We start from the raw sequence: 20,952 nt of genomic DNA on the forward strand, positions 1-20,952 counted from the left end.
GGTCCTTTTGGTGTCAGGCTTTTCGTGTCAGGACGGCTTCACCAGTTTTGTGTCGTACGCCAGGATGACCGCCTGGACGCGGTCCCGGGAGCCGGTCTTCGCCAGGATGCGGCCCACGTGGGTCTTCACCGTCGACTCGGCCAGGTGGAGGCGCTCCGCTATCTCCGTGTTGGTCCAGCCCTGGCCCATGACGCGGAGGATCTCGCTCTCGCGCTCGGTGAGGGAGGCGAGGCGGTGGTCGGGGGAGCCGTCCGGTTCTGTGGCGGCCGGCAGGTGGTGGACGTAGGCGTCCAGCAGGCGGCGGGTCAGGCTCGGGGCGACGACCGCGTCGCCGGTGGCCACCGCGCGGATGCCGGAGAGCAGTTCCTCCGGCTGGGCGTCCTTGACGAGGAACCCGGAGGCTCCGGCGCGCAGACCGGAGTAGGCGTACTCGTCGAGGTCGAAGGTGGTCAGGATGAGCACCCGGGTGCGTCCGCCGGCCGCGACGATGCGGCGGGTCGCCTCGATGCCGTCCGAGCCGGGCATGCGTACGTCCATGAGGACCACGTCGGGGCGGAGTTCGGCTGCCATCCGGGCCGCTTCGGCGCCGTTGGCCGCCTCGCCCACGACCGTCATGTCGTCCTGGCTCTCCAGGAGCATGCGGAAGCCGAAGCGCTGGAGTGGCTGGTCGTCGGCGATGAGGACGGTGGTCACTGCGGGGATTCCTCCGGTAGGTGAAGGTGAACGCGCCAGCCGCGTTCGGGGTGAGGGCGTGGCCCGGCCTCAAGTGTGCCGCCGTACAGGGCGGTTCGTTCGCGCATTCCGGGCAGTCCGCGGCCGTCGGAGGAGGCGGAGAGGGCGGAGGGGCCGGGGGCCGGGCCGCCGGTACCGGTGTCCGAGACGGTGAGGGTGACGGCGCCGGCGGCCTCGTAGGAGAGGTCGACGTGTGCGGTGGCGTCCGGGCCGGCGTGCTTGAGGGTGTTGGTGAGGGCCTCCTGGACGACGCGGTAGACCGTGAGCTGGCGGCCCTCCGGGAGCGTGGCCCGGCCCCGGACGGTCGTGCGGACCGGGAGGCCGGCCTTGCGGACGCCGTCGAGGAGGCGGTCGAGGTCGGTGAGCGCGGGCTGGGGGGAGAGCTCGGCCGGCTCGGGTCGTCCGGTCTGTTCCTCGTCGCGCAGGATGTCGAGCAGGCGGCGCAGTTCGCCCAGGGCCTGGCGGCTGGTGGTGCCGATGGCGTCGAGGGCCTGGGCGGCGCGGTCGGGGGACTTGGCGGCGGCGTAGCGGCCGCCGTCGGCGAGGCTGGTGATGACGGAGAGGTTGTGACCGATGATGTCGTGCATCTCCCGGGCTATGCGGGCGCGTTCGGCGGCGGCGGCGAGGCGGATCTGCTGGTCGCGCTCGGTCTCCAGACGGCGGGCGCGGTCCTCCAGGGCCTCGGTGTAGTCGCGGCGGGTGCGGACGGTGATGCCGATGAGGGCGGCCACGCCGATGGCGGAGAGCTGCGAGCCGACCTGCTGGGTCCAGGAGCCCGCGCTGTCCCCGTAGCGGGCGACCGTGACGCAGGTCGGGGCGAGCACGACGGCCACCGCCCACGAGAGGTGGCGCAGCGGCCGGCGCAGGGCGATGTGGTGGACGAGCAGGAGCTGGAGCAGGGCCGCTTGGAGGGCGGCGCCCGACCAGGCGCTCACCAGGGCCGCGGGGAGAGTGAGGAGCAGGGCGAGCCCGGGGTGGCCGCGCCGCCACAGGAGCGGCACGGAGAGGGCGAGGCTGAGGGTGACGACGAGGCCGGTGGGGACGTCGGGGTCGTGGGCGACGTTGCGCCAGCCGCCGGAGGCGTCGATCAGGGCGGCCAGTACCCAGAAGCCGGTGAGGAGCAGGTCCCATACGAGGGGACGGCGGCGGTCGAAGGCGCGGACGCGGCGGTTGACGCGCTGCACGTACTCGGTGAGGGGTTCCGCCGTCCGCTCTCGCGCGGCGGGGTGCACGGGCTCCATCCGACCATGGTCGGGGATACGGGCGCGGAGGGCGTCCGTCCCGGGGGCGTATATCAGGTGAGGGGCGTAGTACCCGGGTATTACGGTGGCCCGCATGAGTACCTCGGTCCCCGGTGACTACGTGATCCGCTCCATACGCGCCGACGAGTGGCCCGCCGTGAAGGAGCTGCGGCTGCGTGCGCTGCGGGATCCGCTGGCGCACCTCGCGTACCTGGAGACGTACGACGACGCGGTGGTCCGGCCGGACTCCTACTGGCAGGAGCGGGCGAAGGGCGGGGCCGAGGGCGGGGACGGCAGGGCGCGGCAGTTCGTCGCCGAGGGGCCGGGGGGTCTGTGGCTCGGGACGTTGACCGTGCTGGTGGAGGAGGCCGGGACGACGGACTGGGCGGGGTTCCCCGTGGAGCGGAGCCAGGGGCACGTCGTCGGGGTGTTCGTACGACCCGAGTGGCGGGGGAGCGGGCTGACCAAGGCGTTGTTCGCCGCCGGGCTGGAATGGGCGTGGGAGAGCGGCCTGGAGCGGGTGCGGCTGATCGTGCACCCGGACAACGGGCGCGCGCAGGGGGCGTACCGGAAGGCCGGGTTCGTGCCGAGCGGCCGGACCGTGCCGCTCGCGGGCGGGGGCCCGGGGGATCACGAGCTGGAGTTCGTGCTCGAGCGGTGAGGCGGTGCCGGGGGGCCGGGGCGCCGGGGTCGCGGGGTTGCAGTGGCCGTCGCTAGACGGGGAGTTCGTGGTGGGGCCAGCGGGACCTGCCCTGTTCGCGGGAGCGGAGCAGGGCCAGGGTCGGCAGGCCGCGGTCGGCGCCGGTGGCCAGCAGCTCGGGGAGCTGGGGGAGCGGGGCCACGGCCGCCACGTCGTCCAGGACGAGGGTGAGTGGTGGGTCGAGGCGACCGGAGGATGACCGTTCGGCCATGCGCCGGCCGCGCTCGACCACGCTTGAGACGAGCGCCGTCAGCAGCGGCATCGCGCCGGGACTCGTCCGGGGGTCCTCGATGGATTCACCCACCACGTAAAGCGTTCCCTGTTCTTGGACGAAGGAATCCAAGGCGAGGGCATCAGTTCGGTTGGGAGTGCACGCCTCGCGGATGTTGACCGTGGAGAGGGCGGCGAGGGCCCGGGTGGTGAGCTGCTGTGCCATGTCCCGGCGCTCGGGGTGGGCGGTGAGGGCGCCTTCGAGTTCGCCCGCGGCTCCGGGGGCGGCCTTCGGGCTGGTGCGGAGGATGCGTACGGCGTCCTGGATCTGGAGGCCCTGGGACCAGCGGTGGACGTGGCGGACGGTACGGCCGTCGACCGCGGCGGCGTGAAGGTAGCTGCGCAGGAGCAGCTCGGCCGTGTCGCCGACCGCCTGGTCGAGCCGCGCGGTGGGGCGGACCGGGGCGAGGAGCGCGGCGGCCCGTGCCGTGGCCGTCGGCCGGTCCTCGCACCCGGCGAGGGGGGACCAGTGGAGGCGGGCCGGGGTGTCGCACAGGTGGCCGGGGTCGTAGAGGTGACAGGGGCCGAGTTTCGCGCGGGCGTCCTTGGTGTCCGCCCACAGGGCCGGGCTGGAGGTGATGACGAGGGCGGCGCCGTCCGCTTCGCGCAGGGCGTTCGCGGCGGTGGAGTGGCGGGTGGCCGGGGGGCCGTAGTGGACCGTGCCTTCGGTGCGGGGGGTTTCCCAACCGCCCAGCCGTTTGCCGTCGGCCACGGCAGCGAGGGGTTCGGTCACCGGTGGTGTCGGCTGCCGCGGCGCCCTCGGGGTCGGTACGTCGTGCACCTGCTCCGGTTCCGGCTGCCGCGCCGGCTGTGGCTGCGGCCGCGGCTCCGGTTCCGGTTGGGGATCCGGCTTCCGTACGGCCGTCATCGCCGCCCGCGCCTCCGCGCGTCGGCGCTGCCGTACCGCCCGCCAGCGGGCGACCGTGCCCATCACGAACACGGTCAGCACGACCAGCACCATCAGCTGGCCGATGAACAGCCCCCAGAACAGGCCGTACCCGGAGAGGTCCGTCGCCGGGGTGTCGGGCCAGGCGCCGGGGAGGTCGTGGGGTTCGGCGACCAGGTGGCGCATGGCGAGGGGGGTGCCGGCGAAGGTCACGCCGGCCGGCCAGGCGCCGTGGGCGAACAGGGCGGACAGGCCGGTCGCCGTCCACACCAGCAGCGTCATGCCGAGGAGGAAGGCGAGTATGCCCAGCAGCAGGCCGTCCGGGATGCCTCCCTGGCCGTCCCGCCGCCGGTCGTCGTCCGGTCTCATCCGTCCCGTTCCTCCCCCTCGGCTACGCCACCGTCGATTCGGACGAGTCGGCGATGTGCTGTTCCACGAAGGCCGCCGCCCGTTCCTCCGCCTCCAGCTCGGCCGCGCGCAGGGCGTCGTCGTTGAAGTCGGCGGAGGACTCGGTCATCGCGCGGTCGGTGAAGACCAGCGGGCGTTCGGTCTCGGTGATCAGGTGTTTGACCACCTGGACGTTGCCGTTGACGTCCCAGACCGCGATGCCCGGGGTGAGGGTGGGGATGATCTCCACGGCCCAGCGGGGCAGGCCGAGGACGCGGCCGGTCGCCCGGGCCTCGTCGGCCTTCTGGGCGTAGATCGTCCTGGTGGAGGCCATCTTCAGGATGGCCGCGGCCTCTCTGGCCGCCGCCCCGTCGACGACGTCCGACAGGTGGTGGACCACCGCCACGAACGACAGGCCCAGCCGGCGCCCGAACTTCAGCAGCCGCTGGAAGAGCTGCGCCACGAACGGGCTGTTGATGATGTGCCAGGCCTCCTCGACCAGGAAGATGCGCTTCTTCCGGTCGGGCCGGATCCAGGTGTGCTCCAGCCACACGCCCACGATCGCCATGAGGATCGGCATGGCGATGGAGTTGCGGTCGATGTGGGAGAGGTCGAAGACGATGAGCGGGGCGTCCAGGTCGATGCCGACCGTGGTCGGTCCGTCGAACATGCCGCGCAGGTCGCCGTCGACGAGCCGGTCGAGGACGAGGGCCACGTCCAGGCCCCACGCCCGTACGTCGTCTATGGCGACGTTCATCGCCTCGGCCGACTCCGGCTCGGGGTGGCGGAGCTGCTCGACGATGTCGGTGAGGACCGGCTGGCGCTCGACGATGGTCTCGTTGACGTAGGCGTGCGCGACCTTGAGCGCGAAACCGGAGCGCTCGTCGAGGCCGTGGCCCATCGCGACCTCGATGATCGTGCGGAGCAGGGCCAGCTGCCCGGTCGTCGTGATCGCCGGGTCCAGGGGGTTGAGCCGGATGCCGTGGTCCAGGGCGGCCATCGGGTCCAGCCGGATGGGCGTTATGCCCAGCTCCTCGGCGATGAGGTTCCACTCGCCGACGCCGTCCTCGCCCTGCGCGTCCAGGACGACGACCTGGCGGTCCTTGAAGCGGAGCTGGCGCAGGACGTACGTCTTCTCCAGCGCCGACTTGCCGTTGCCGGACTCGCCGAGGACCAGCCAGTGCGGGGCGGGGAGCTGCTGGCCGTAGAGCTGGAAGGGGTCGTAGATGTAGCCCTTGCCGGAGTAGACCTCGCGGCCGATGATCACGCCGGAGTCGCCGAGGCCGGGCGCGGCGGTCGGCAGGTAGACGGCCTGCGCCTGGCCGGTGGAGGTGCGGACGGGCAGGCGGGTCGTCTCGACCTTCCCGAAGAGGAAGGACGTGAAGGCTTCGGTGAGGACGGACAGCGGGTCCCGCATCAGGCTCAGCCCCTACCTTCGGATGCCGGTGGCGAACGGAAGTGTGTTCACGAAGGCGCGGTGGTGCTCGCGGTCGCACCACTCCAGTTTCAGGTACGACTTTCCGGCCGAGGCCCTTATCGTCCGCTTGTCGCGGGCCAGTGCCTCGGGGGAGCGGGAGGAGACGGTGATGTAGCCGACCAGGTTGACGCCGGCCGCGCCGCTGGCGAGGTCCTCGCCCCGCTGGTCCAGGCGGCCGTGGGCGGCGATGTCGCGGGGGTCGACGGTGCGGTTCATCTTGGCGGCGCGGGACGCCTCGGCCTCGTCGTTCGTCTTCTCGGTCAGCATGCGCTCGATGGCGACCTCGGTGGGTTCGAGGTCCATCGTGACGGCGACCGTGCGGATGACGTCCGGGGTGTGGACGAGGAGCGGCGCGAGGAAGTTCACGCCGACCGGGGTCATCGGCCACTCCTTGATCCAGGCGGTGGCGTGGCACCAGGGGGCGCGGGTGGAAGACTCGCGGGTCTTGGCCTGGAGGTAGGTGGGCTCCATCGCGTCCAGCTCGGCCGGCCAGGCGTTGCGCTTGGTCATCGCCTGGATGTGGTCGATGGGGTGGTCCGGGTCGTACATCGCGTGGATGAGGGAGGCGAGCCTGCCCTGTCCCAGCGGCTGGCGGACGCGGATGTCGGCCTCCTGGAGGCGCGAGCAGATGTCCGTCAGCTCCCGCGCCATCACCACCGCGAGGCCCGCGTCCCGGTCCAGCTTGCGGCCGTTGTGCGGGCGGGCGGCGCGGGCCATGGCGTTGGCCTCGGCCGCCAGCTCACGGGTGTAGTGCATGCAGGCGATGAGATAGGCGCGGTGCTGCTCGCTGCTGGTGGACACCATCGACTGGAGCTGGTCGTACGACTGCTGGAGCCACGGCAGCGCCTTGTCGTCGCCGCGCTGGGCGACGTCCTTGGCGTGCGCGTCCGGGTCGGCCGGGAGGGTGCGGGCGAGCATCTGGATGCGGGTGACGAAGCCGTCGCCGTTGGCCACGTGCTTGAGCAGGGTGCCGAAGCGGTCGACCAGGGCCTCCTGGTCCTCCGAGTCGCGCAGGCCGACGCCGGGGCCCTCGATCTCGATCGCGGCGGTCACCGTCTTGCGGTCGGCGTGCAGCAGTACGGCGATCTCGTCCGGCCCGAAGGGCGCCGCGAGCCAGGTGATGCGGCCGATGCCGGGCGGCGGGCCGACCTCGACCTCCCGCCCGTCGAGCCGGGTGCCGGCCTCGACGGCGCCGGAGCGGTAGGTGGTGCCGCTGCGCAGGGTCCGCTTGTAGCTGCGGTTGATCTCGAACCACTTGTAGAACGTCCGGTGCTTGTACGGCACGTAGACGGCGGCCAGCGCGAGCATCGGGAAGCCGACGAGCAGCACGATGCGCAGGGTCAGGACGGGGACGAGGAGCCCGCACATCATGCCGAGGAACGCGCCGACGACGATCAGCGCGATCTCACCGGTCTCGCGGTTGCGGCCGACGATCGCGTTCGGCCGGGCGCGGCCGATCAGATACGTACGGCGGGGCGTGACCGGATGGGACACGTGGGACTCGGTCGTCAACGCCCGTCACCTCCTGTGCTGTTCTTGCTGTTGCGGGTGTTGCTGGCGTGGGGCGTGTTCACCGGGCTGCCGGAGCGCGGTGCGGGTGCGGCGGAGGGGACAGTTCCGCCGCCGCCGTTCGAGGGGCGCGCGCTGTGCGCGGCGACTCCGCCGGAGGCGGGGTTCGAGGGGCGGGGCGCGGAGGAGGACGCGGACTGGCCGCCGCCTCCGCTGTCGCCGTTGTGGCGGGTGCTGTGGGTCCGGATGCCCTGGGCGACCAGGTTCGCCGGGGAGCTGATCACGGCGGCGGCCTTGCCCTCGGCGCCCTGCATGATGCGGTTGTTGCGGGAGCCGGCGATCTCGTCGCCGAAGCCGGGGACGAAGCGGTAGATCATCGCGGACGCGAAGATGGCGAGCAGGATGATCGCGAGGCCGGAGACCACGGCGGAGAAGGCGTCGGGTCCGTCGTCGGCGGACAGCGCCCCGGCGAGGCCGAGGACGATCACGATGACGGGCTTCACCAGGATGACCGCGATCATGATCCCGGCCCAGCGGCGGACGTGGCCCCACAGGTTCTTGTCGACCAGGCCGGCGTAGACGACCGTGCCGAGCAGGGCGCCGACGTAGAGCAGGGCGGCGCGGATGACCAGTTCCAGCCACAGGACGCCGGCGGCGAGGATCGACACCAGGGAGACGACGATCAGCATGATCGGTCCGCCGCCGATGTCCTCGCCCTTCTTCAGGGCGCCGGAGAACGTGCCGAAGAACGTGTCCGTCTGGTCGCCGGTGGTCTTGGCGAGGACGTCGGTGATGCCGTCGGTGGCCGATACGACCGTGTAGAGGATCAGCGGGGTGAAGGCGGACGCCAGCACGGTGAGCCAGAGGAACCCGATGGCCTCGGAGAGCGCGGTGCTGAGCGGGACGCCGCGCACGGCACGCTTCGCCACCGCGAGGAGCCACAGGACGAGCGTGAGGACCGTCGACGCCGCGAAGACGACGGCGTACTGCTGGAGGAACTTCGGGTTCGTGAAGTCGACGTCGGCGGTGTCCTCGACGGCGGCGCTGAGCTTGTCGACGGTCCATGCGGCGGCGTCGGCACAGCCCTTGGCGAGGGAGGAGAGGGGGTCGAGGGTGGTGGTGACGTCGGGGGTGTCGCGGCTGGTGGATCCGGCGCCGGCTTGGCCGTTCTCGCAGTACTCCTTGGCGGGGCCGCGGATGAGGTCGCAAGGGTTGTCAGTATCGGCCGGCGTCGGCGTGGGCGTGGGTGCGGCGACGGCGCGGGCGGCCAGCAGCACCACAGTCGTCTGTACTGCGGTGACGGCGGTTGCGACCTTGAGGACGCGGTGGTTAGCGCGCATACGTGAACCCTCCGTACTCCTCGACGGCCTTCGTCATGTCGTCGGCGGTGGAGGCTCGCTGATCGCGCCCGACCGGCACCGGTCCGTCCTTCTGCTGGAAGTCGATGACCTTCCAGTCGTTGTTGGTCCACGTCAGCTGGTACGTCGTGGTGTACCAGCTCTCCGTCACCGGATTGGTCGAGTTGTTACCCGACAGCCCGAACAGGGACGTGTACCAGACTTCGACGGTGGCCTTGTCGGCGCTGGATGACGTGACCTTGGTGCCCACCGGGATCACCCGCGAGACGAAGGTCTGGCCGCTGGGCGCCTTGCCGTTCTTGTCGAGACCGATGTTCGCGAGGAACTCCGCGCTCGAGTACGCACCGTCCAGGGCCTCCCTGCGGGAAGCAGCGACGTCCGGTGCATAGACGGTGTCGATGATTCCCTGCCGTCTGGCCTTGTCGAACATGTCGGCCGAGCCCAACGCCACCGCGTAGTTCGCCGCCGCGCTCTGGGCTCCCTGGTCGTCGTGGGCGAAGCCGGACTGGACCGGGCGGGTGCCCGAAGGGGCCGTCGCCGCGGCTTTCGGCTTGTCGGCGGCCGGGTCGTCCGAGGACGCGGAATCGTCTCCTCCACGGTTCGCGAAGGCGATCGCCGCGATGAGGAGGACGACGACGCCGACCACCGTGACCAGGCTCCGGGACGACGAGCGGCCGCCGCGCCGGGGGGTGCCGTAGCCGTCGCCCTCTCCGTCGGGCAGCCGGGTCCGTGTCTGCCCGGTGCCGCCGTAACCGCCGGAGGACTGGTGGTCGTCTCCCAGACTCATGCCGCGAACGCCCCCTCGACGTCGTGCCTGCCGTAGAAGTACGACGGTAGCCGTGCTGGTTCCCGCGCGGGCGCGGTGTGGTGACTCGACATCAGGGAAACGCAACCTCAGCCGGTTGGCACGACGGGCGGGTGGGATGGGTGGTGGAGCTACACGGCCATGCCGTACACGATGGTGAAGAGCGTGCCGAGTGAGCCGATGATGAACACGCCTGTCAGCCCGGCGATGATGAGGCCCTTGCCCTGTTCCGCGCTGAAGGTGTCGCGGAGCGCGGTGGCGCCGATGCGCTGCTTGGCGGCGCCCCAGATGGCGATGCCGAGGCAGAGCAGGATGGCTACGGCCATGACGACCTGGACCAGCGTCTTCGCCTCGGCCCCCAGCGCACCGAAGGGGCCCCAGTCCGGAGCGATCCCCCCGATGATGGTGTTGATGTCTCCCTCGTCGGCCGCAAAGAGCATGTAAGTCACCGCCCCTGTTGGGTAGTTCCGCACCCTCTGCGGACATGCAGAGGTCAGGCATCATTGTCGCCGACGAAGGCGCCGTCGTATGTCGACTTGGCGTCATCGATTGGCGGGTTTCGTGCGAATAGCTTGCCACCGGTCCGTCCCGGGCCCTGACAGGGTGGTGCGGACCGGTGTGCGATGAGTCGTATGGTCACTCTGTGTATCACGTCAGGTTACGCCTAGCAATGATGCTGGAGCGCAACCTGACGGGTGGTTGTGTCGTTGGGCCCTTCTGCGAAGTGACGGTTCGTCTTCCCGATCAAGTGCGCGACATGGCTGGAAAGTGTCATTGAACGGGCCGGGCATGGGGGAAAGTTGGCCCATGCGGAAGTTGTGGGTCGGTGCCGGTGTCGCGGTCGCCCTCGGGATGGGCTTCGTGATGCTGCTCGTCGTGGGCGTCTACGTCATCGCCGGGAACCTCGCGGGCGGCTCCGGCGGCGGGTCGAAGAAGCTCGCCAAGGGATCGGTGCCGGCGGCGTACCAGCCGCTCGTGCAGAAGTGGGGCAACCTCTGCCCCGCCATCAACCCCGCGCTGCTCGCCGCCCAGCTCTACCAGGAGAGCGGCTTCAACCCGAGGGCGCAGAGCCACGCGGCGGCGCAGGGCATAGCGCAGTTCATCCCCGGTACGTGGGCCACCCACGGGATCGACGGGGACGGCGACGGCGACCGGGACGTGTGGGACCCGAAGGACGCCATTCCGTCGGCGGCGTCGTACGACTGCTCCCTCGCGTCGTACGTGAAGGACGTGCCCGGGAATCCGACCGAGAACATGCTGGCCTCCTACAACGCGGGGGCGTACGCGGTGATCAAGTACCAGGGTGTGCCGCCGTACAAGGAGACCCAGAACTACGTCAAGGTGATCACGACCCTGGAGAAGAGTTTCGCGGCGCCCGAGACGCGGGTGGATCCGTCCGAGCAGGCCGCCGGGGCGATCGCCTACGCGCAGGAGAAGCTCGGGACGCCCTATCTGTGGGGTGGGAACGGGACGGCGGACCAGGGAGGCCGGTTCGACTGCTCGGGGCTGACCAAGGCGGCGTACGAGAGCGTGGGGATCGAGTTGCCCCGGGTCGCCAACGACCAGTACAACGCGGGGCCGCATCCGGGGCGGGACGAGTTGCTGCCCGGGGACCTGGTGTTCTTCTCGGACGACCTCACCAACTCGCGGGCCATCCGGCACGTGGGGATGTACGTCGGCGGCGGGTACATGATCAACGCGCCCCGGCCGGGGGCCGTGATCCGGTTCGACCCGATCGACACCCCCGACTACTTCGGGGCCACCCGGGTCACCGAGGATGGCGCGAAAGCGCTGCCCACCACGGTGTGAATGAGATGGTTTGAACACAGCGTGAAACCATGCCCTGAGCTGCGGCGACGTATCTCTCTTCGATAACGTCTGCGTGATCATTCCGTGGAGTGTGGAACGTATCAACGGGGGCCGTGCGTTCCTGTTGGCGTGACCACGGGGGTGGCGGAAGAGGCGCGCGCACGGCGCGCCGCAGGACATGACGAAGGGGCCGCAGCACCATGGCTGGACTCGCCGAATCCGGGTCGAACCCCGACGTCGAGCTGCTCTACGACATCAACGGCCTGGCCAAGGACGCGCCGCACTGGTTCGACCGCGTCATGGAGTTCGTGGGTGAGTACGGACTGCTGTTCGCGATCGTGCTGCTGGTGCTGGGGTGCTGGTGGTCCGTGCGGCGGCGGGGCGGTGAGGACGCGGCGTCGAGCGTGGCCGCCTTGGTGTGGGCGCCGCTCGCGGCCGGTGTCGCGGTCCTGGTCAACGTGCCGATACGGGGTTTCGTGGAGCGGCCGAGACCGTTCAAGACCCATGACGGGCTGGAAGTGCTGGTCGCGGGGAAGGACGACTTCTCCTTCGTGAGCGATCACGCCACCCTGTGCATGGCGCTCGCCGTCGCCCTGTTCGTCGCCAACCGGAAGTTCGGGATCGGCGCGATCGTGCTCGCGCTGTTCGGCGGCTTCATCCGCGTCTACATGGGTGTGCACTACCCCACGGACGTCATCGGCGGCTTCGCGCTCGGTACGGCCGTCGCGCTGCTGCTGTCGCCGGTCGCCATGGCCCTGCTGACGCCGCTGACCCGCGCCGTCGAGCGGTCGCCCCGGGTGGGGTGGCTGATCAGCGCGCGAGGGCGGGGCGGCGCCGCCGAGCGCGACGCCGTGATCCCGGAGGCCCGCAGGGAGAGCGCCGGCGCGGGGGAGCGCGACCTCGCCGCGTAGGGACCGCTGCGTAGGGGCCGCTCACGCGGGGTCGCGGACGCGCGGTCCGTCAGGCCGAGGCGTGCGCTCTCGCGTCCGTGCGGGCCTGGCTTCTCGCCCTGCGCGCCGGGCCGCGCCAGCCGCAGACGCAGCGGGCCAGACAGAAGCGGCCCTGCTCGACCGTCGTCGTGAGGTGTTCCGGGACTTCCTGGGGAGCTTCGAGACCGTCCTGCTGCGCCACGCCCACCACGTTACCGGCGTCGCCTGCCCCTCGTTAACCCGGACGGCAGGAGGTCCGGAGCGGGCGTGACGGCTGGGGCAGGTGGCGGTGGCGATGGTCGGGTGGGCGAAGGAGCGGCAGGGCAGGAGGGCGGGCGGCGGTCTCGCCGTCGCCGGGGGCGTGGTCGTCGTGTGTCTGACCGGCGCCGCCTGCTCCGGGGAGGGCGCGGCGGCCCAGGGAGCGGGCGGCGGCGCCGGTGATCCGGTCGCCGTGCTGCACCGGGCCGCCGACCGGCTGGTGGCCGCCGGGAGCGCGAGGACGCGTACCGCCATGGAGATGGCCAGCGGCGGGACGCGGGTGACCATCCGCGGCGAGGGCGTCTACGACTTCGAGCGGCGGTTCGGGCGGCTGGAGGTGCGGCTGCCCCAGGACCCGGCGGGGACGAGCGAGCACCGGCCCATCACCGAGCTGCTGGCGCCGGGAGCGCTGTTCATGAAGAACCGGGGAGCCGGTGTCCCCGACGACAAGTGGGTGCGGGTGGACACCACCTCGCTGTCCGACGGGAACCTGGTCACCGGCGGGGCGACCGACCCCTTCGCCGCCGCCGAGGTGCTGCGCGGGACGCGGACGGCGACGTACGTGGGGCGCACGGAGGTCGAGGGGATCGCGGTGCGGCACTACCGGGGGACCGCCGACCTGGCCAGGGCGGCGCGCGGCGCGTCGGAGGGCAACCGGGAGGCGCTGGCCGCGGCGGCCGAGGGCTTCGCCACCGCCGAGGTGCCGTTCGACGCCTACCTCGACGACGAGGGCCGTATCCGCAAGGTCCGGCACCGCTTCAGCTTCGTGAACGGGCACGAGGAGGAGACCGTGGCCGTCGCCTCGACGACGCTGCTCCGCGACTTCGGCGCCGCCGTGCGCGTACGGCTGCCCGAGGACCGGGACATCTACGCCGGCAAGATCGCGTCGGAGCCGGGGGAGGCGGGGGAGGCAGGAGAGCCGGGGGAGCAGGGGGTGCCCGGAGAGGCGGGGGCGGGTGGCTCGGGCGGCTCGGGTGGCAAGAACTAGCCCTTCCGTGCCATGCGCGGTGCGTAGGCCGCTCCCTACTCTAGGAAGCCGGTGACGGCAGAGACGAGGTGACGCGCGTGGCTCCGGTCGGCGGTACGACGGTTCAGGACCACGTGGCCCTCGCCGAGATCGAGCTGTGCGGCGAACTGATCATCGCGGCGTCGGCCGCCCGGGAGCGGCTCAGCCTGGAGAGCATCGACGAGGTGCTGCGGGTGGCGGAGGAGCGGCGGACCGGGGCCGACCAGTAGCCGGCCCCTCGGGCCGCCCTCCCCGGGGGGCCGGGGCCGGTCAGGTGCGCAGCAGGCGGCCGATCGCCTTCGTCGCCTCCTCCACCTTCGCGTCGATCTCGGCGCCGCCCTTGACGGCCGCGTCGGCGACGCAGTGGCGCAGGTGCTCCTCCAGGAGCTGGAGGGCGAAGGACTGCAGGGCCTTCGTGGAGGCGGAGACCTGGGTGAGTATGTCGATGCAGTAGACGTCCTCGTCGACCATCCGCTGCAGGCCGCGGATCTGGCCCTCGATGCGGCGCAGGCGCTTGAGGTGCTCGTCCTTCTGCTTGTGGTAGCCGTGCACCCCGCGGTCGTGGTCGGTCACGATGTCCGTCCCGTCCGTCTCCGCCGTGTCCACGGTGGGGGAGGGCGCACCTGCGCCGGCCTCGGTGGTCGTCATCGCGTCCTCCTGTGGGGCGGTGTGGGAAGAGTTCGGGGCGATAGCGGACATATACCCCTGGCGGGTATATGGTAACGAACTTTGCGGGGTAGGGGCCCTTCGCAGAGCCCTCGGCGTCGCCCCCCTGCTCATCACTCTGCCTGATGGGCGACACTGGGGGACGGCCCGTTAGCCGTGGCCGGATGATGCGCCTAGCATCAGCCTGACCGAAACCGATGCACCCCGAGGACCCCAACGTGCGCTTTCGTCTGACCCCCAGGGAGACGAGCTTCTACGACATGTTCGCCGCCTCCGCGGACAACATCGTCACGGGCTCCAAGCTCCTGATGGAACTGCTCGGGGCGGACGCATCCGCCCGGGCCGAGATCGCAGAGCGTATGCGGGCCGCCGAACACGCGGGTGACGACGCCACGCACGCGATCTTCCACCAGCTGAACTCCTCCTTCATCACGCCCTTCGACCGCGAGGACATCTACAACCTCGCCTCGTCCCTCGACGACATCATGGACTTCATGGAGGAGGCCGTCGACCTGGTCGTCCTCTACAACGTCGAGGAACTTCCCAAGGGCGTCGAGCAGCAGATCGAGGTGCTGGCCCGGGCCGCCGAGCTGACCGCCGAGGCCATGCCCAACCTGCGCACGATGGACAACCTCACCGAGTACTGGATCGAGGTCAACCGGCTGGAGAACCAGGCCGACCAGATCCACCGCAAGCTGCTCGCCCACCTCTTCAACGGCAAGTACGAGGCCATCGAGGTGCTGAAGCTCAAGCAGATCGTGGACGTGCTGGAGGAAGCGGCCGACGCGTTCGAGCACGTGGCCAACACGGTGGAGACCATCGCGGTCAAGGAGTCCTGACCTCTTCATGGACACCTTCGCTCTGGTCGTGACCATCGGGGTCGCGCTCTTCTTCACGTACACCAACGGCTTCCACGACTCGGCGAACGCGATCGCGACGTCCGTGTCGACACGTGCGCTGACGCCTCGGGCGGCGCTCGCGATGGCCGCCGTCATGAACCTCGCCGGCGCGTTCCTCGGCTCCGGGGTCGCCAAGACCGTCAGCGAGGGGCTGATCGAGACACCCGAGGGATCGAAGGGGATGGGGATCCTCTTCGCGGCGCTGGTCGGCGCGATCGTCTGGAACCTGATCACCTGGTACTTCGGCCTTCCCTCGTCGTCCTCGCACGCGTTGTTCGGCGGCATGGTGGGCGCGGCGCTGGCCGGCGGCACGACCGTGTACTGGCACGGGGTCGTCGACAAGATCGTCATCCCGATGTTCATCTCGCCGGTGGTCGGTCTGCTCGCCGGGTATCTGGTGATGACCGCGATCATGTGGATGTTCCGGCGGGCCAATCCGCACAAGGCGAAGCGGGGCTTCCGTATCGCGCAGACCGTCTCGGCGGCGGGGATGGCGCTGGGGCACGGGCTCCAGGACGCGCAGAAGACCATGGGCATCGTGGTGATGGCGCTGGTCATCGCCGATGTCGAGGACTACGGCGATCCCATCCCGGTGTGGGTGAAGATCGCCTGTGCGCTGATGCTGTCCGCGGGGACGTACGCGGGTGGCTGGCGGATCATGCGGACGCTGGGACGGAAGATCATCGAGCTGGATCCGCCGCAGGGGTTCGCCGCGGAGACGACGGGGGCGTCGATCATGTTCGGGTCGGCGTTCCTGTTCCACGCGCCGATCTCGACGACGCATGTGATCACTTCGGCGATCATGGGTGTGGGGGCGACGAAGCGGGTGAACGCCGTGCGGTGGGGGGTCGCGAAGAACATCATCATGGGGTGGTTCATCACGATGCCGGCGGCGGCGTTGGTGGCCGCGGTGTCGTTCGGGGTCGTGAACCTGGTGTTCTTGTAGGCGTCGCCCGGTGTCTTGGCTGGGCGGGGGTGGGGCGCGTGGTCCGGCGCTGGCCGGGTGCCGCTGCGCCCACCCGTGCCGCCCCTGGGGGTACCTCCCAGGCCGTTCAGGCACTGGGGGAGGCACGACTGCCCGCAGCTAAGTGAGCAGGTAAGAGGGCCCGCCCCCGTGATCGGGGGCGGGCCCTTTGTGCGCCTCGCGGTGGCACCGCCATGCAGCACCGCGAGGGGTCGGGGGGTGGGGCGGCCTAGCCGAAGCGGCCGGAGATGTAGTCCTCCGTGGCCTGGACCGACGGGTTGGAGAAGATGCGCTCCGTCTCGTCGATCTCGATCAGCTTGCCGGGCTGGCCGACCGCCGCCAGGTTGAAGAACGCCGTACGGTCCGAGACGCGCGCCGCCTGCTGCATGTTGTGCGTCACGATGACGATCGTGAAGCGCTCCTTCAGCTCGCCGATCAGGTCCTCGATGGCGAGGGTCGAGATCGGGTCCAGGGCGGAGCAGGGCTCGTCCATAAGCAGGACGTTCGGCTCGACCGCGATGGCGCGGGCGATGCACAGGCGCTGCTGCTGACCGCCGGAGAGGCCGGAGCCCGGCTTGTTCAGGCGGTCCTTGACCTCGTTCCAGAGGTTCGCGCCGCGCAGGGACTTCTCCACGACGTCGTCCAGCTCGGACTTCTTGAACTTGCCGTTGAGCTTCAGGCCGGCCGCGACGTTGTCGTACACCGACATGGTCGGGAACGGGTTCGGGCGCTGGAAGACCATGCCGACCTCGCGCCGCACGGCCACCGGGTCGATGCCGGCGCCGTACAGGTTCTCGTCGTCGAGCATGACCTTGCCGTCGACCCGGCCGCCGGGCGTGACCTCGTGCATGCGGTTGAGCGTGCGCAGGAACGTGGACTTGCCGCAGCCGGAGGGGCCGATGAAGGCCGTCACCGAGCGGGGTTCGACGGTCATCGAGATGTCCTCGATGGCCAGGAAGGAGCCGTAGTAGGCGTTGAGGCCGCTGACGTCTATGCGCTTGGCCATGGGTATCACTTCTTCTTTCGCGTGTCCGGGTCGCTGACTGTTCTTGCTCTGGCCGCGTCAGCGACCCGTCTTCGGGGCCTTCCAGCGGGCGATGCCGCGGGCCACCAGGTTGAGGATCATGATGAACGCGATGAGCGTCAGGGCAGCCGCCCAGGCACGGTCGTGGGACGACTCGTAGCCGGCGCCGTACTGCAGATAGATGTACATCGGCAGGGACGCCTGGGGGTCCGAGAAGGGGTTCGAGTTGATGAGGTTCGTACCCCAGACCAGCAGCAGCACGGGTGCCGTCTCGCCGGTGATTCGGGCGACCGCGAGCATCACACCGGTGATGATTCCGCCGATGGACGTCGGGACGACCACCTTCAGGATGGTGCGCCACTTCGGCACGCCCAGCGCCAGGGACGCCTCGCGCAGCTCGTTCGGGACGAGCTTGAGCATCTCCTCGGTGGAGCGGACGACGACCGGGATCATCAGGATGCACAGGGCCAGGGAGCCGGCGAAGCCGGAGTAGCCCATGTCCAGGATGATGATCCACAGGCTGAGGATGAACAGACCCGCGACGATCGACGGGATGCCCGTCATGACGTCGATGAAGAAGGTGACGGTCTTGGCGAGCTTGCCGCGCCCGTACTCGACCAGGTAGATCGCGGTCAGCACGCCGAGCGGCACGGAGATCGCGGTGGCGATGCCGACCTGCTGCAGGGTGCCGAGGAGGGCGTGGTAGATGCCGCCGCCCGGCTCGGAGTCGGAGACGACGCCCATGGAGTGGCTCAGGAAGTAGCCGTCGAGGACCTTCACGCCCTGCTGGACGGTCTCCCAGACGAGGGACGCCAGCGGGATCACGGCCAGGAGGAACGCGACCCAGACCATGCTGGTCGCGACGCGGTCCTTGGCCTGCCGCCCGCCCTCGACCTTGGCCGAGATGCCGTAGGAGCCGAGGACGAAGAGGACCGCGGCGATCAGGGCCCACTGGATGCTGCTGTGCAGGCCCGCCGCGGCGCTGATGCCGAGGCCGAGGGCGACGGAGCCCGCCGCGACCGCCCAGGGGAACCACTTGGGCAGGGTGGCGCCGCGCAGCGAGCTGGGCGGGCGCTGGTCGGAGAGAGTTGCGTGGCTCATGCGTTGGCCCCCGAGTACTCCTTGCGGCGGGCGATGATCATCCGGGCGGCTCCGTTGACCAGCAGGGTGATCACGAAGAGCACCAGGCCGGACGCGATGAGGGCGTCCCGGCCCATGGGGGTGGCCTCGTTGAACTTGCTGGCGATGTTCTGGGCGAAGGTGCCGCCACCCGCGTTCAACAGGCTGGCGTTGATGTCGAAGGTCGAGGAGAGGACCATGGCGACGGCCATCGTCTCGCCGAGCGCGCGGCCGAGGCCCAGCATCGAGGCGGAGATGATGCCGGAGCGGCCGAAGGGCAGGACGGACATCCTGATGACCTCCCAGCGCGTGGCGCCGAGGGCCAGGGCCGCTTCCTCGTGCGTCTGCGGCACCTGCCGGAAGACCTCGCGGCTGACGTTGGTGATGATCGGCAGGATCATGATGGCCAGCAGGATGCCGACGGTGAACAGCGAGCGCGGCGGGCCCTCGTTCCATTCGAGGACGCCGGTCCAGCCGAAGTACTCGTCCAGCCAGCCGAAGAGTCCCTCCATGTGCGGCACGAGGACGAGCGCGCCCCACAGGCCGTAGACGATCGAGGGCACGGCGGCGAGCAGGTCGATCACGTACGCGATGGCGCCGCCCAGCCTGCGCGGCGCGTAGTGCGTGATGAACAGGGCGATGCCCACCGCGATCGGGACCGCGATGGCCATGGCGATGATCGACGACACGACGGTGCCGAAGGCCAGGACGGCGATGCCGAACTCGGCGGGGATCCCGCTCGGGTTCCACTCGAAGGTGGTGAAGAAATTGGCCTCGTCCTTGCTGATCGCGATCGAGGCGCGGTAGGTCAGGAAGGCCGCGATGGCGGCCATGATGACCAGCACGAAGATGCCGGACCCGCGGGACAGCCCGAGGAAGATCCGGTCGCCGGGGCGGGTGGCGCCGCGGGCGGCGCGCTTGGCCTCGGCCGTGGGGGGCTGCTGGGGTGCGGGTGCTGGTGTCGGCTTGTGGGAGTCAGTGGTTATGTCCATCGGGTTCTCCGGTCTGCGGAGCCGTCGTACGCGGCGGCTCGGGTGGAGCCGAGTCGTGCGGGGCTCCTGGCGGCGGTGCACCGGACGGTGCGGCCCGGCCCCCGGGTGGAGGCCGGACCGCACTCGGGTCAGCTCAGGCCCGAGATGGTCTCGCGGACCTTGGTGATGATCTCGGTGGGCATCGGGGCGTAGCCGGCGTCGGCCAGCAGGCCCTGGCCGTCCTCCGAGGCCATGTAGTTCAGGAAGGACTTGGTGGCGGGCAGGGTGTCCGCCTTGTTGCCCTTGTCGCAGGCGATCTCGTAGGTCACGAGGACCATCGGGTAGGCGCCGTCGGCGGAGGGCGTGTAGTCCAGCTCCAGGGCGAGGTCCTTGCCGGTGCCGACGACCTTCGCGGCGCCGATGGCGGCCGTGGCGTTCTCGACGGTGGCCTTGACGGGCTCGGCGGCCTCGGTCTTGATGTCGACCGTCTTGATGCCGTCCTTGGCGTAGGACAGCTCGAAGTAGGAGATCGCGCCGCTGGTCTGCTTCACCTGCTGGGCGACACCGGAGGACTGCGGAGCGGACTGGCCGCCCTTGGCCGCCCATGCCTTGGCCGGCTCGTACTTCCAGTCCTTGGGCGCGGCGGCCTTGAGGTACTTGGTGAAGTTGTCCGTGGTGCCGGACTCGTCCGAGCGGTGGAAGGCCTGGATCTTCAGGTCGGGAAGCTTGGCGTCGGGGTTCAGCTTCGCGATCGCCTCGTCGTTCCAGTTGGTGATCTGGCTGTCGAAGATCTTGGCGAGGGTCGAGGCGTCCAGGACGAGCGTGTCGACGCCCGGGACGTTGAAGCCGACCGCGATGGGGCCGCCGACCATCGGCAGGTTGATGCCCTGGCCGCCGGAGCAGACCTTCTTGGAGGCCTCGACCTCGTCGGGCTTCAGCGCCGAGTCCGAACCGGCGAAGGCGGTCTGGCCCTGGTTGAACGCGGTGATGCCGGCGCCCGAACCGTCGGGGCGGTAGTTGATCTGCACGTCCTTGCACGCCGTGGTGTACGCCTTGACCCAGGCGTCGATCGCGTTCTTCTGGGCCGAGGAGCCGGAGGCCTGGAGCTGGCCCTTGGCGTCGTCGCACTTGATGTTGCTGTTGGCGGCCGCCGAGGCGTCGCCGCCGCTGCCGCCGCTGGTGTCGTCCGAGCCGCACGCCGTGAGGGCCAGGGCGCCGGAGACGGCGAGAGCACCGAGAGCGAGGGCCCGCCGGTTCATGCGCTGAAGCTTCACTTGAGGGAGTTCCTTCCAGGAGCCGCCGTCCTGAATCCGGCGGCGTGCGAGGAGTGGCGTTGAAGACGAAGGCTGGGGTGATACGGACGCGTATTCGGGATGCGCCCCGTATCGGTAAGGCCGAAATTAGGCAGAACAGGTGAAGCCGCCGATGGGCGTAAATGAACGGGGGGTGAACCCCTGTGGTCGGTGCGGTGAGGTCACGGAACGCTTACGTCAAGGACACGGCGGGGTACCGAGCGGACGCGTCGCGAGCAGGGCGTCGACGAGGGTCCGGTCGCGCGGCTGGGTGAGGACGACGCGGGCCGCGGCGGGCGCCAGCCACAGGATGCGGTCGACCTCGTCGGAGGGGGTGAAGGCGCCGGTGGCGGCGGCCGCCGCCCAGTACCGGACCTCCTTGGGGCGGCCGGCCGCGAGGTAGCGCACGGTGGGCAGCTCGGCGCCCGGCACGGCGGCGTACCCCGTCTCCTCCGCGACCTCGCGCAGGGCGCCCGCGAGGGAGTCCTCGCCGGGCTTCAGCTTGCCCTTCGGGTGGGACCAGTCGTCGTATTTCGGGCGGTGGACCAGGCACAGCTCCAGCCCCGGGGAGCGGGGGGAGCGGCGCCACAGGACGCAGCCGGCCGCGTGCACGGTGGTCTCGTCGTGCCCTGGGCTCACGGAACGTCCCC

22 protein-coding genes are annotated in these 20,952 nt (G+C 70.4%); 7 read left to right on the top strand and 15 right to left on the bottom strand.

Translation table 11 applies throughout. The features are described 5' to 3' along the window. Window positions 1-27 precede the first annotated feature (27 nt). The gene (locus ACFIF2_RS31410) at window positions 28-693 is read right to left on the bottom strand and encodes a response regulator (RefSeq protein ID WP_395576660.1); all 666 of its coding nucleotides are present in this window, start codon (window positions 691-693) and stop codon (window positions 28-30) included. Beyond that, window positions 690-1,973 (bottom strand): sensor histidine kinase, encoded by a 1,284-nt coding sequence (locus tag ACFIF2_RS31415; RefSeq protein ID WP_395576661.1) that lies wholly within the window; start codon window positions 1,971-1,973, stop codon window positions 690-692. The genes ACFIF2_RS31410 and ACFIF2_RS31415 overlap by 4 nt, the downstream gene beginning before the upstream one ends. 94 nt (window positions 1,974-2,067) lie before the next feature. On the opposite strand from ACFIF2_RS31415, the gene ACFIF2_RS31420 reads away from it, so the two are divergent. Beyond that, a complete protein-coding gene (locus ACFIF2_RS31420; RefSeq protein WP_395576662.1) occupies window positions 2,068-2,634 on the top strand; it encodes a GNAT family N-acetyltransferase in 567 nt (188 codons plus the stop codon). A 52-nt stretch (window positions 2,635-2,686) separates the two neighbouring features. Here ACFIF2_RS31420 and ACFIF2_RS31425 read toward each other — a convergent pair whose 3' ends face one another. The 6 genes from ACFIF2_RS31425 to ACFIF2_RS31450 form a co-directional block, all read right to left on the bottom strand. Then, window positions 2,687-4,198, bottom strand: coding sequence for a type IV secretory system conjugative DNA transfer family protein (locus ACFIF2_RS31425; protein WP_395576663.1), 1,512 nt, complete (start codon window positions 4,196-4,198; stop codon window positions 2,687-2,689). Window positions 4,199-4,220: 22 nt separating this feature from the next. After that, window positions 4,221-5,633: an ATP-binding protein gene (locus ACFIF2_RS31430; RefSeq protein WP_395576664.1), complete on the bottom strand. Its 1,413-nt coding sequence runs from the start codon at window positions 5,631-5,633 to the stop codon at window positions 4,221-4,223. Window positions 5,634-5,645: 12 nt separating this feature from the next. After that, window positions 5,646-7,205, bottom strand: coding sequence for an SCO6880 family protein (locus ACFIF2_RS31435; protein WP_395576665.1), 1,560 nt, complete (start codon window positions 7,203-7,205; stop codon window positions 5,646-5,648). Next, on the bottom strand, window positions 7,202-8,542 hold the full coding sequence (locus tag ACFIF2_RS31440; protein WP_395576666.1) for a hypothetical protein: 1,341 nt from the start codon (window positions 8,540-8,542) through the stop codon (window positions 7,202-7,204). The genes ACFIF2_RS31435 and ACFIF2_RS31440 overlap by 4 nt, the downstream gene beginning before the upstream one ends. Next, complete coding sequence (locus tag ACFIF2_RS31445) at window positions 8,532-9,347, bottom strand: hypothetical protein (protein WP_395576667.1); 816 nt, start codon at window positions 9,345-9,347, stop codon at window positions 8,532-8,534. The genes ACFIF2_RS31440 and ACFIF2_RS31445 overlap by 11 nt, the downstream gene beginning before the upstream one ends. A 149-nt stretch (window positions 9,348-9,496) precedes the next feature. Next, entirely contained in the window at window positions 9,497-9,805 is a 309-nt protein-coding gene (locus ACFIF2_RS31450) for a hypothetical protein (protein WP_395576668.1), read from the bottom strand. Between the two features lie 349 nt (window positions 9,806-10,154). On the opposite strand from ACFIF2_RS31450, the gene ACFIF2_RS31455 reads away from it, so the two are divergent. Beyond that, entirely contained in the window at window positions 10,155-11,174 is a 1,020-nt protein-coding gene (locus tag ACFIF2_RS31455; RefSeq protein WP_395576669.1) for an NlpC/P60 family protein, read from the top strand. Window positions 11,175-11,374: 200 nt separating this feature from the next. Beyond that, window positions 11,375-12,085: a phosphatase PAP2 family protein gene (locus ACFIF2_RS31460; RefSeq protein WP_395576670.1), complete on the top strand. Its 711-nt coding sequence runs from the start codon at window positions 11,375-11,377 to the stop codon at window positions 12,083-12,085. Window positions 12,086-12,134: 49 nt separating this feature from the next. On the opposite strand, the gene ACFIF2_RS31465 is transcribed toward ACFIF2_RS31460, so the two are convergent. Beyond that, window positions 12,135-12,305 (bottom strand): hypothetical protein, encoded by a 171-nt coding sequence (locus tag ACFIF2_RS31465; protein ID WP_395576671.1) that lies wholly within the window; start codon window positions 12,303-12,305, stop codon window positions 12,135-12,137. Between the two features lie 93 nt (window positions 12,306-12,398). Between ACFIF2_RS31465 and ACFIF2_RS31470 the strand changes: the two genes are divergently transcribed. After that, window positions 12,399-13,349 (top strand): hypothetical protein, encoded by a 951-nt coding sequence (locus tag ACFIF2_RS31470; protein ID WP_395576749.1) that lies wholly within the window; start codon window positions 12,399-12,401, stop codon window positions 13,347-13,349. A 68-nt stretch (window positions 13,350-13,417) separates the two neighbouring features. Next, a complete protein-coding gene (locus ACFIF2_RS31475) occupies window positions 13,418-13,597 on the top strand; it encodes a hypothetical protein (protein WP_395576672.1) in 180 nt (59 codons plus the stop codon). A 40-nt stretch (window positions 13,598-13,637) separates the two neighbouring features. On the opposite strand, the gene ACFIF2_RS31480 is transcribed toward ACFIF2_RS31475, so the two are convergent. After that, window positions 13,638-14,015: a metal-sensitive transcriptional regulator gene (locus ACFIF2_RS31480; RefSeq protein WP_395576673.1), complete on the bottom strand. Its 378-nt coding sequence runs from the start codon at window positions 14,013-14,015 to the stop codon at window positions 13,638-13,640. A gap of 236 nt (window positions 14,016-14,251) precedes the next feature. Between ACFIF2_RS31480 and ACFIF2_RS31485 the strand changes: the two genes are divergently transcribed. Together ACFIF2_RS31485 and pitH are read left to right on the top strand one after the other, a co-directional pair. Continuing rightward, a complete protein-coding gene (locus ACFIF2_RS31485; protein ID WP_003974832.1) occupies window positions 14,252-14,872 on the top strand; it encodes a DUF47 domain-containing protein in 621 nt (206 codons plus the stop codon). Window positions 14,873-14,879: 7 nt separating this feature from the next. Then, window positions 14,880-15,878 (top strand): low-affinity phosphate transporter PitH, encoded by a 999-nt coding sequence (gene pitH, locus ACFIF2_RS31490; protein ID WP_395576674.1) that lies wholly within the window; start codon window positions 14,880-14,882, stop codon window positions 15,876-15,878. 247 nt (window positions 15,879-16,125) lie between these two features. Here pitH and pstB read toward each other — a convergent pair whose 3' ends face one another. The 5 genes from pstB to ACFIF2_RS31515 form a co-directional block, all read right to left on the bottom strand. Further along, the gene (pstB, locus tag ACFIF2_RS31495) at window positions 16,126-16,902 is read right to left on the bottom strand and encodes a phosphate ABC transporter ATP-binding protein PstB (protein ID WP_395576675.1); all 777 of its coding nucleotides are present in this window, start codon (window positions 16,900-16,902) and stop codon (window positions 16,126-16,128) included. 57 nt (window positions 16,903-16,959) lie between these two features. Then, on the bottom strand, window positions 16,960-18,021 hold the full coding sequence (gene pstA / locus ACFIF2_RS31500; RefSeq protein WP_395576676.1) for a phosphate ABC transporter permease PstA: 1,062 nt from the start codon (window positions 18,019-18,021) through the stop codon (window positions 16,960-16,962). Further along, a complete protein-coding gene (pstC, locus tag ACFIF2_RS31505; protein WP_395576677.1) occupies window positions 18,018-19,031 on the bottom strand; it encodes a phosphate ABC transporter permease subunit PstC in 1,014 nt (337 codons plus the stop codon). Before pstC ends, pstA begins: the two co-directional genes overlap by 4 nt. A gap of 128 nt (window positions 19,032-19,159) precedes the next feature. Further along, window positions 19,160-20,284, bottom strand: a complete 1,125-nt coding sequence (pstS, locus tag ACFIF2_RS31510) for a phosphate ABC transporter substrate-binding protein PstS (protein ID WP_395576678.1) — start codon at window positions 20,282-20,284, stop codon at window positions 19,160-19,162. 216 nt (window positions 20,285-20,500) lie between these two features. Further along, a complete protein-coding gene (locus ACFIF2_RS31515; protein WP_395576679.1) occupies window positions 20,501-20,941 on the bottom strand; it encodes an NUDIX hydrolase in 441 nt (146 codons plus the stop codon). Window positions 20,942-20,952: the final 11 nt, after the last annotated feature.

The sequence above is a fragment of the Streptomyces sp. BK79 genome (assembly GCF_044142145.1).
In the GTDB taxonomy this organism is placed as follows: Bacteria; Actinomycetota; Actinomycetes; order Streptomycetales; family Streptomycetaceae; genus Streptomyces.

Excerpts from the sequence above, each read along its gene's own strand:
- ACFIF2_RS31440 (WP_395576666.1), bottom strand. The coding sequence starts at position 8,542 with ATGCGCGCTAACCACCGCGTCCTCAAGGTCGCAACCGCCGTCACCGCA.
- ACFIF2_RS31430 (WP_395576664.1), bottom strand. The coding sequence starts at position 5,633 with ATGCGGGACCCGCTGTCCGTCCTCACCGAAGCCTTCACGTCCTTCCTC.
- ACFIF2_RS31455 (WP_395576669.1), top strand. The coding sequence starts at position 10,155 with ATGGGGGAAAGTTGGCCCATGCGGAAGTTGTGGGTCGGTGCCGGTGTC.
- ACFIF2_RS31425 (WP_395576663.1), bottom strand. The coding sequence starts at position 4,198 with ATGAGACCGGACGACGACCGGCGGCGGGACGGCCAGGGAGGCATCCCG.
- ACFIF2_RS31415 (WP_395576661.1), bottom strand. The coding sequence starts at position 1,973 with ATGGAGCCCGTGCACCCCGCCGCGCGAGAGCGGACGGCGGAACCCCTC.
- pstA (WP_395576676.1), bottom strand. The coding sequence starts at position 18,021 with ATGAGCCACGCAACTCTCTCCGACCAGCGCCCGCCCAGCTCGCTGCGC.
- ACFIF2_RS31480 (WP_395576673.1), bottom strand. The coding sequence starts at position 14,015 with ATGACGACCACCGAGGCCGGCGCAGGTGCGCCCTCCCCCACCGTGGAC.
- ACFIF2_RS31470 (WP_395576749.1), top strand. The coding sequence starts at position 12,399 with ATGGTCGGGTGGGCGAAGGAGCGGCAGGGCAGGAGGGCGGGCGGCGGT.
- ACFIF2_RS31445 (WP_395576667.1), bottom strand. The coding sequence starts at position 9,347 with ATGAGTCTGGGAGACGACCACCAGTCCTCCGGCGGTTACGGCGGCACC.
- ACFIF2_RS31420 (WP_395576662.1), top strand. The coding sequence starts at position 2,068 with ATGAGTACCTCGGTCCCCGGTGACTACGTGATCCGCTCCATACGCGCC.
- ACFIF2_RS31460 (WP_395576670.1), top strand. The coding sequence starts at position 11,375 with ATGGCTGGACTCGCCGAATCCGGGTCGAACCCCGACGTCGAGCTGCTC.
- pstC (WP_395576677.1), bottom strand. The coding sequence starts at position 19,031 with ATGGACATAACCACTGACTCCCACAAGCCGACACCAGCACCCGCACCC.
- ACFIF2_RS31450 (WP_395576668.1), bottom strand. The coding sequence starts at position 9,805 with ATGCTCTTTGCGGCCGACGAGGGAGACATCAACACCATCATCGGGGGG.
- pstB (WP_395576675.1), bottom strand. The coding sequence starts at position 16,902 with ATGGCCAAGCGCATAGACGTCAGCGGCCTCAACGCCTACTACGGCTCC.
- pitH (WP_395576674.1), top strand. The coding sequence starts at position 14,880 with ATGGACACCTTCGCTCTGGTCGTGACCATCGGGGTCGCGCTCTTCTTC.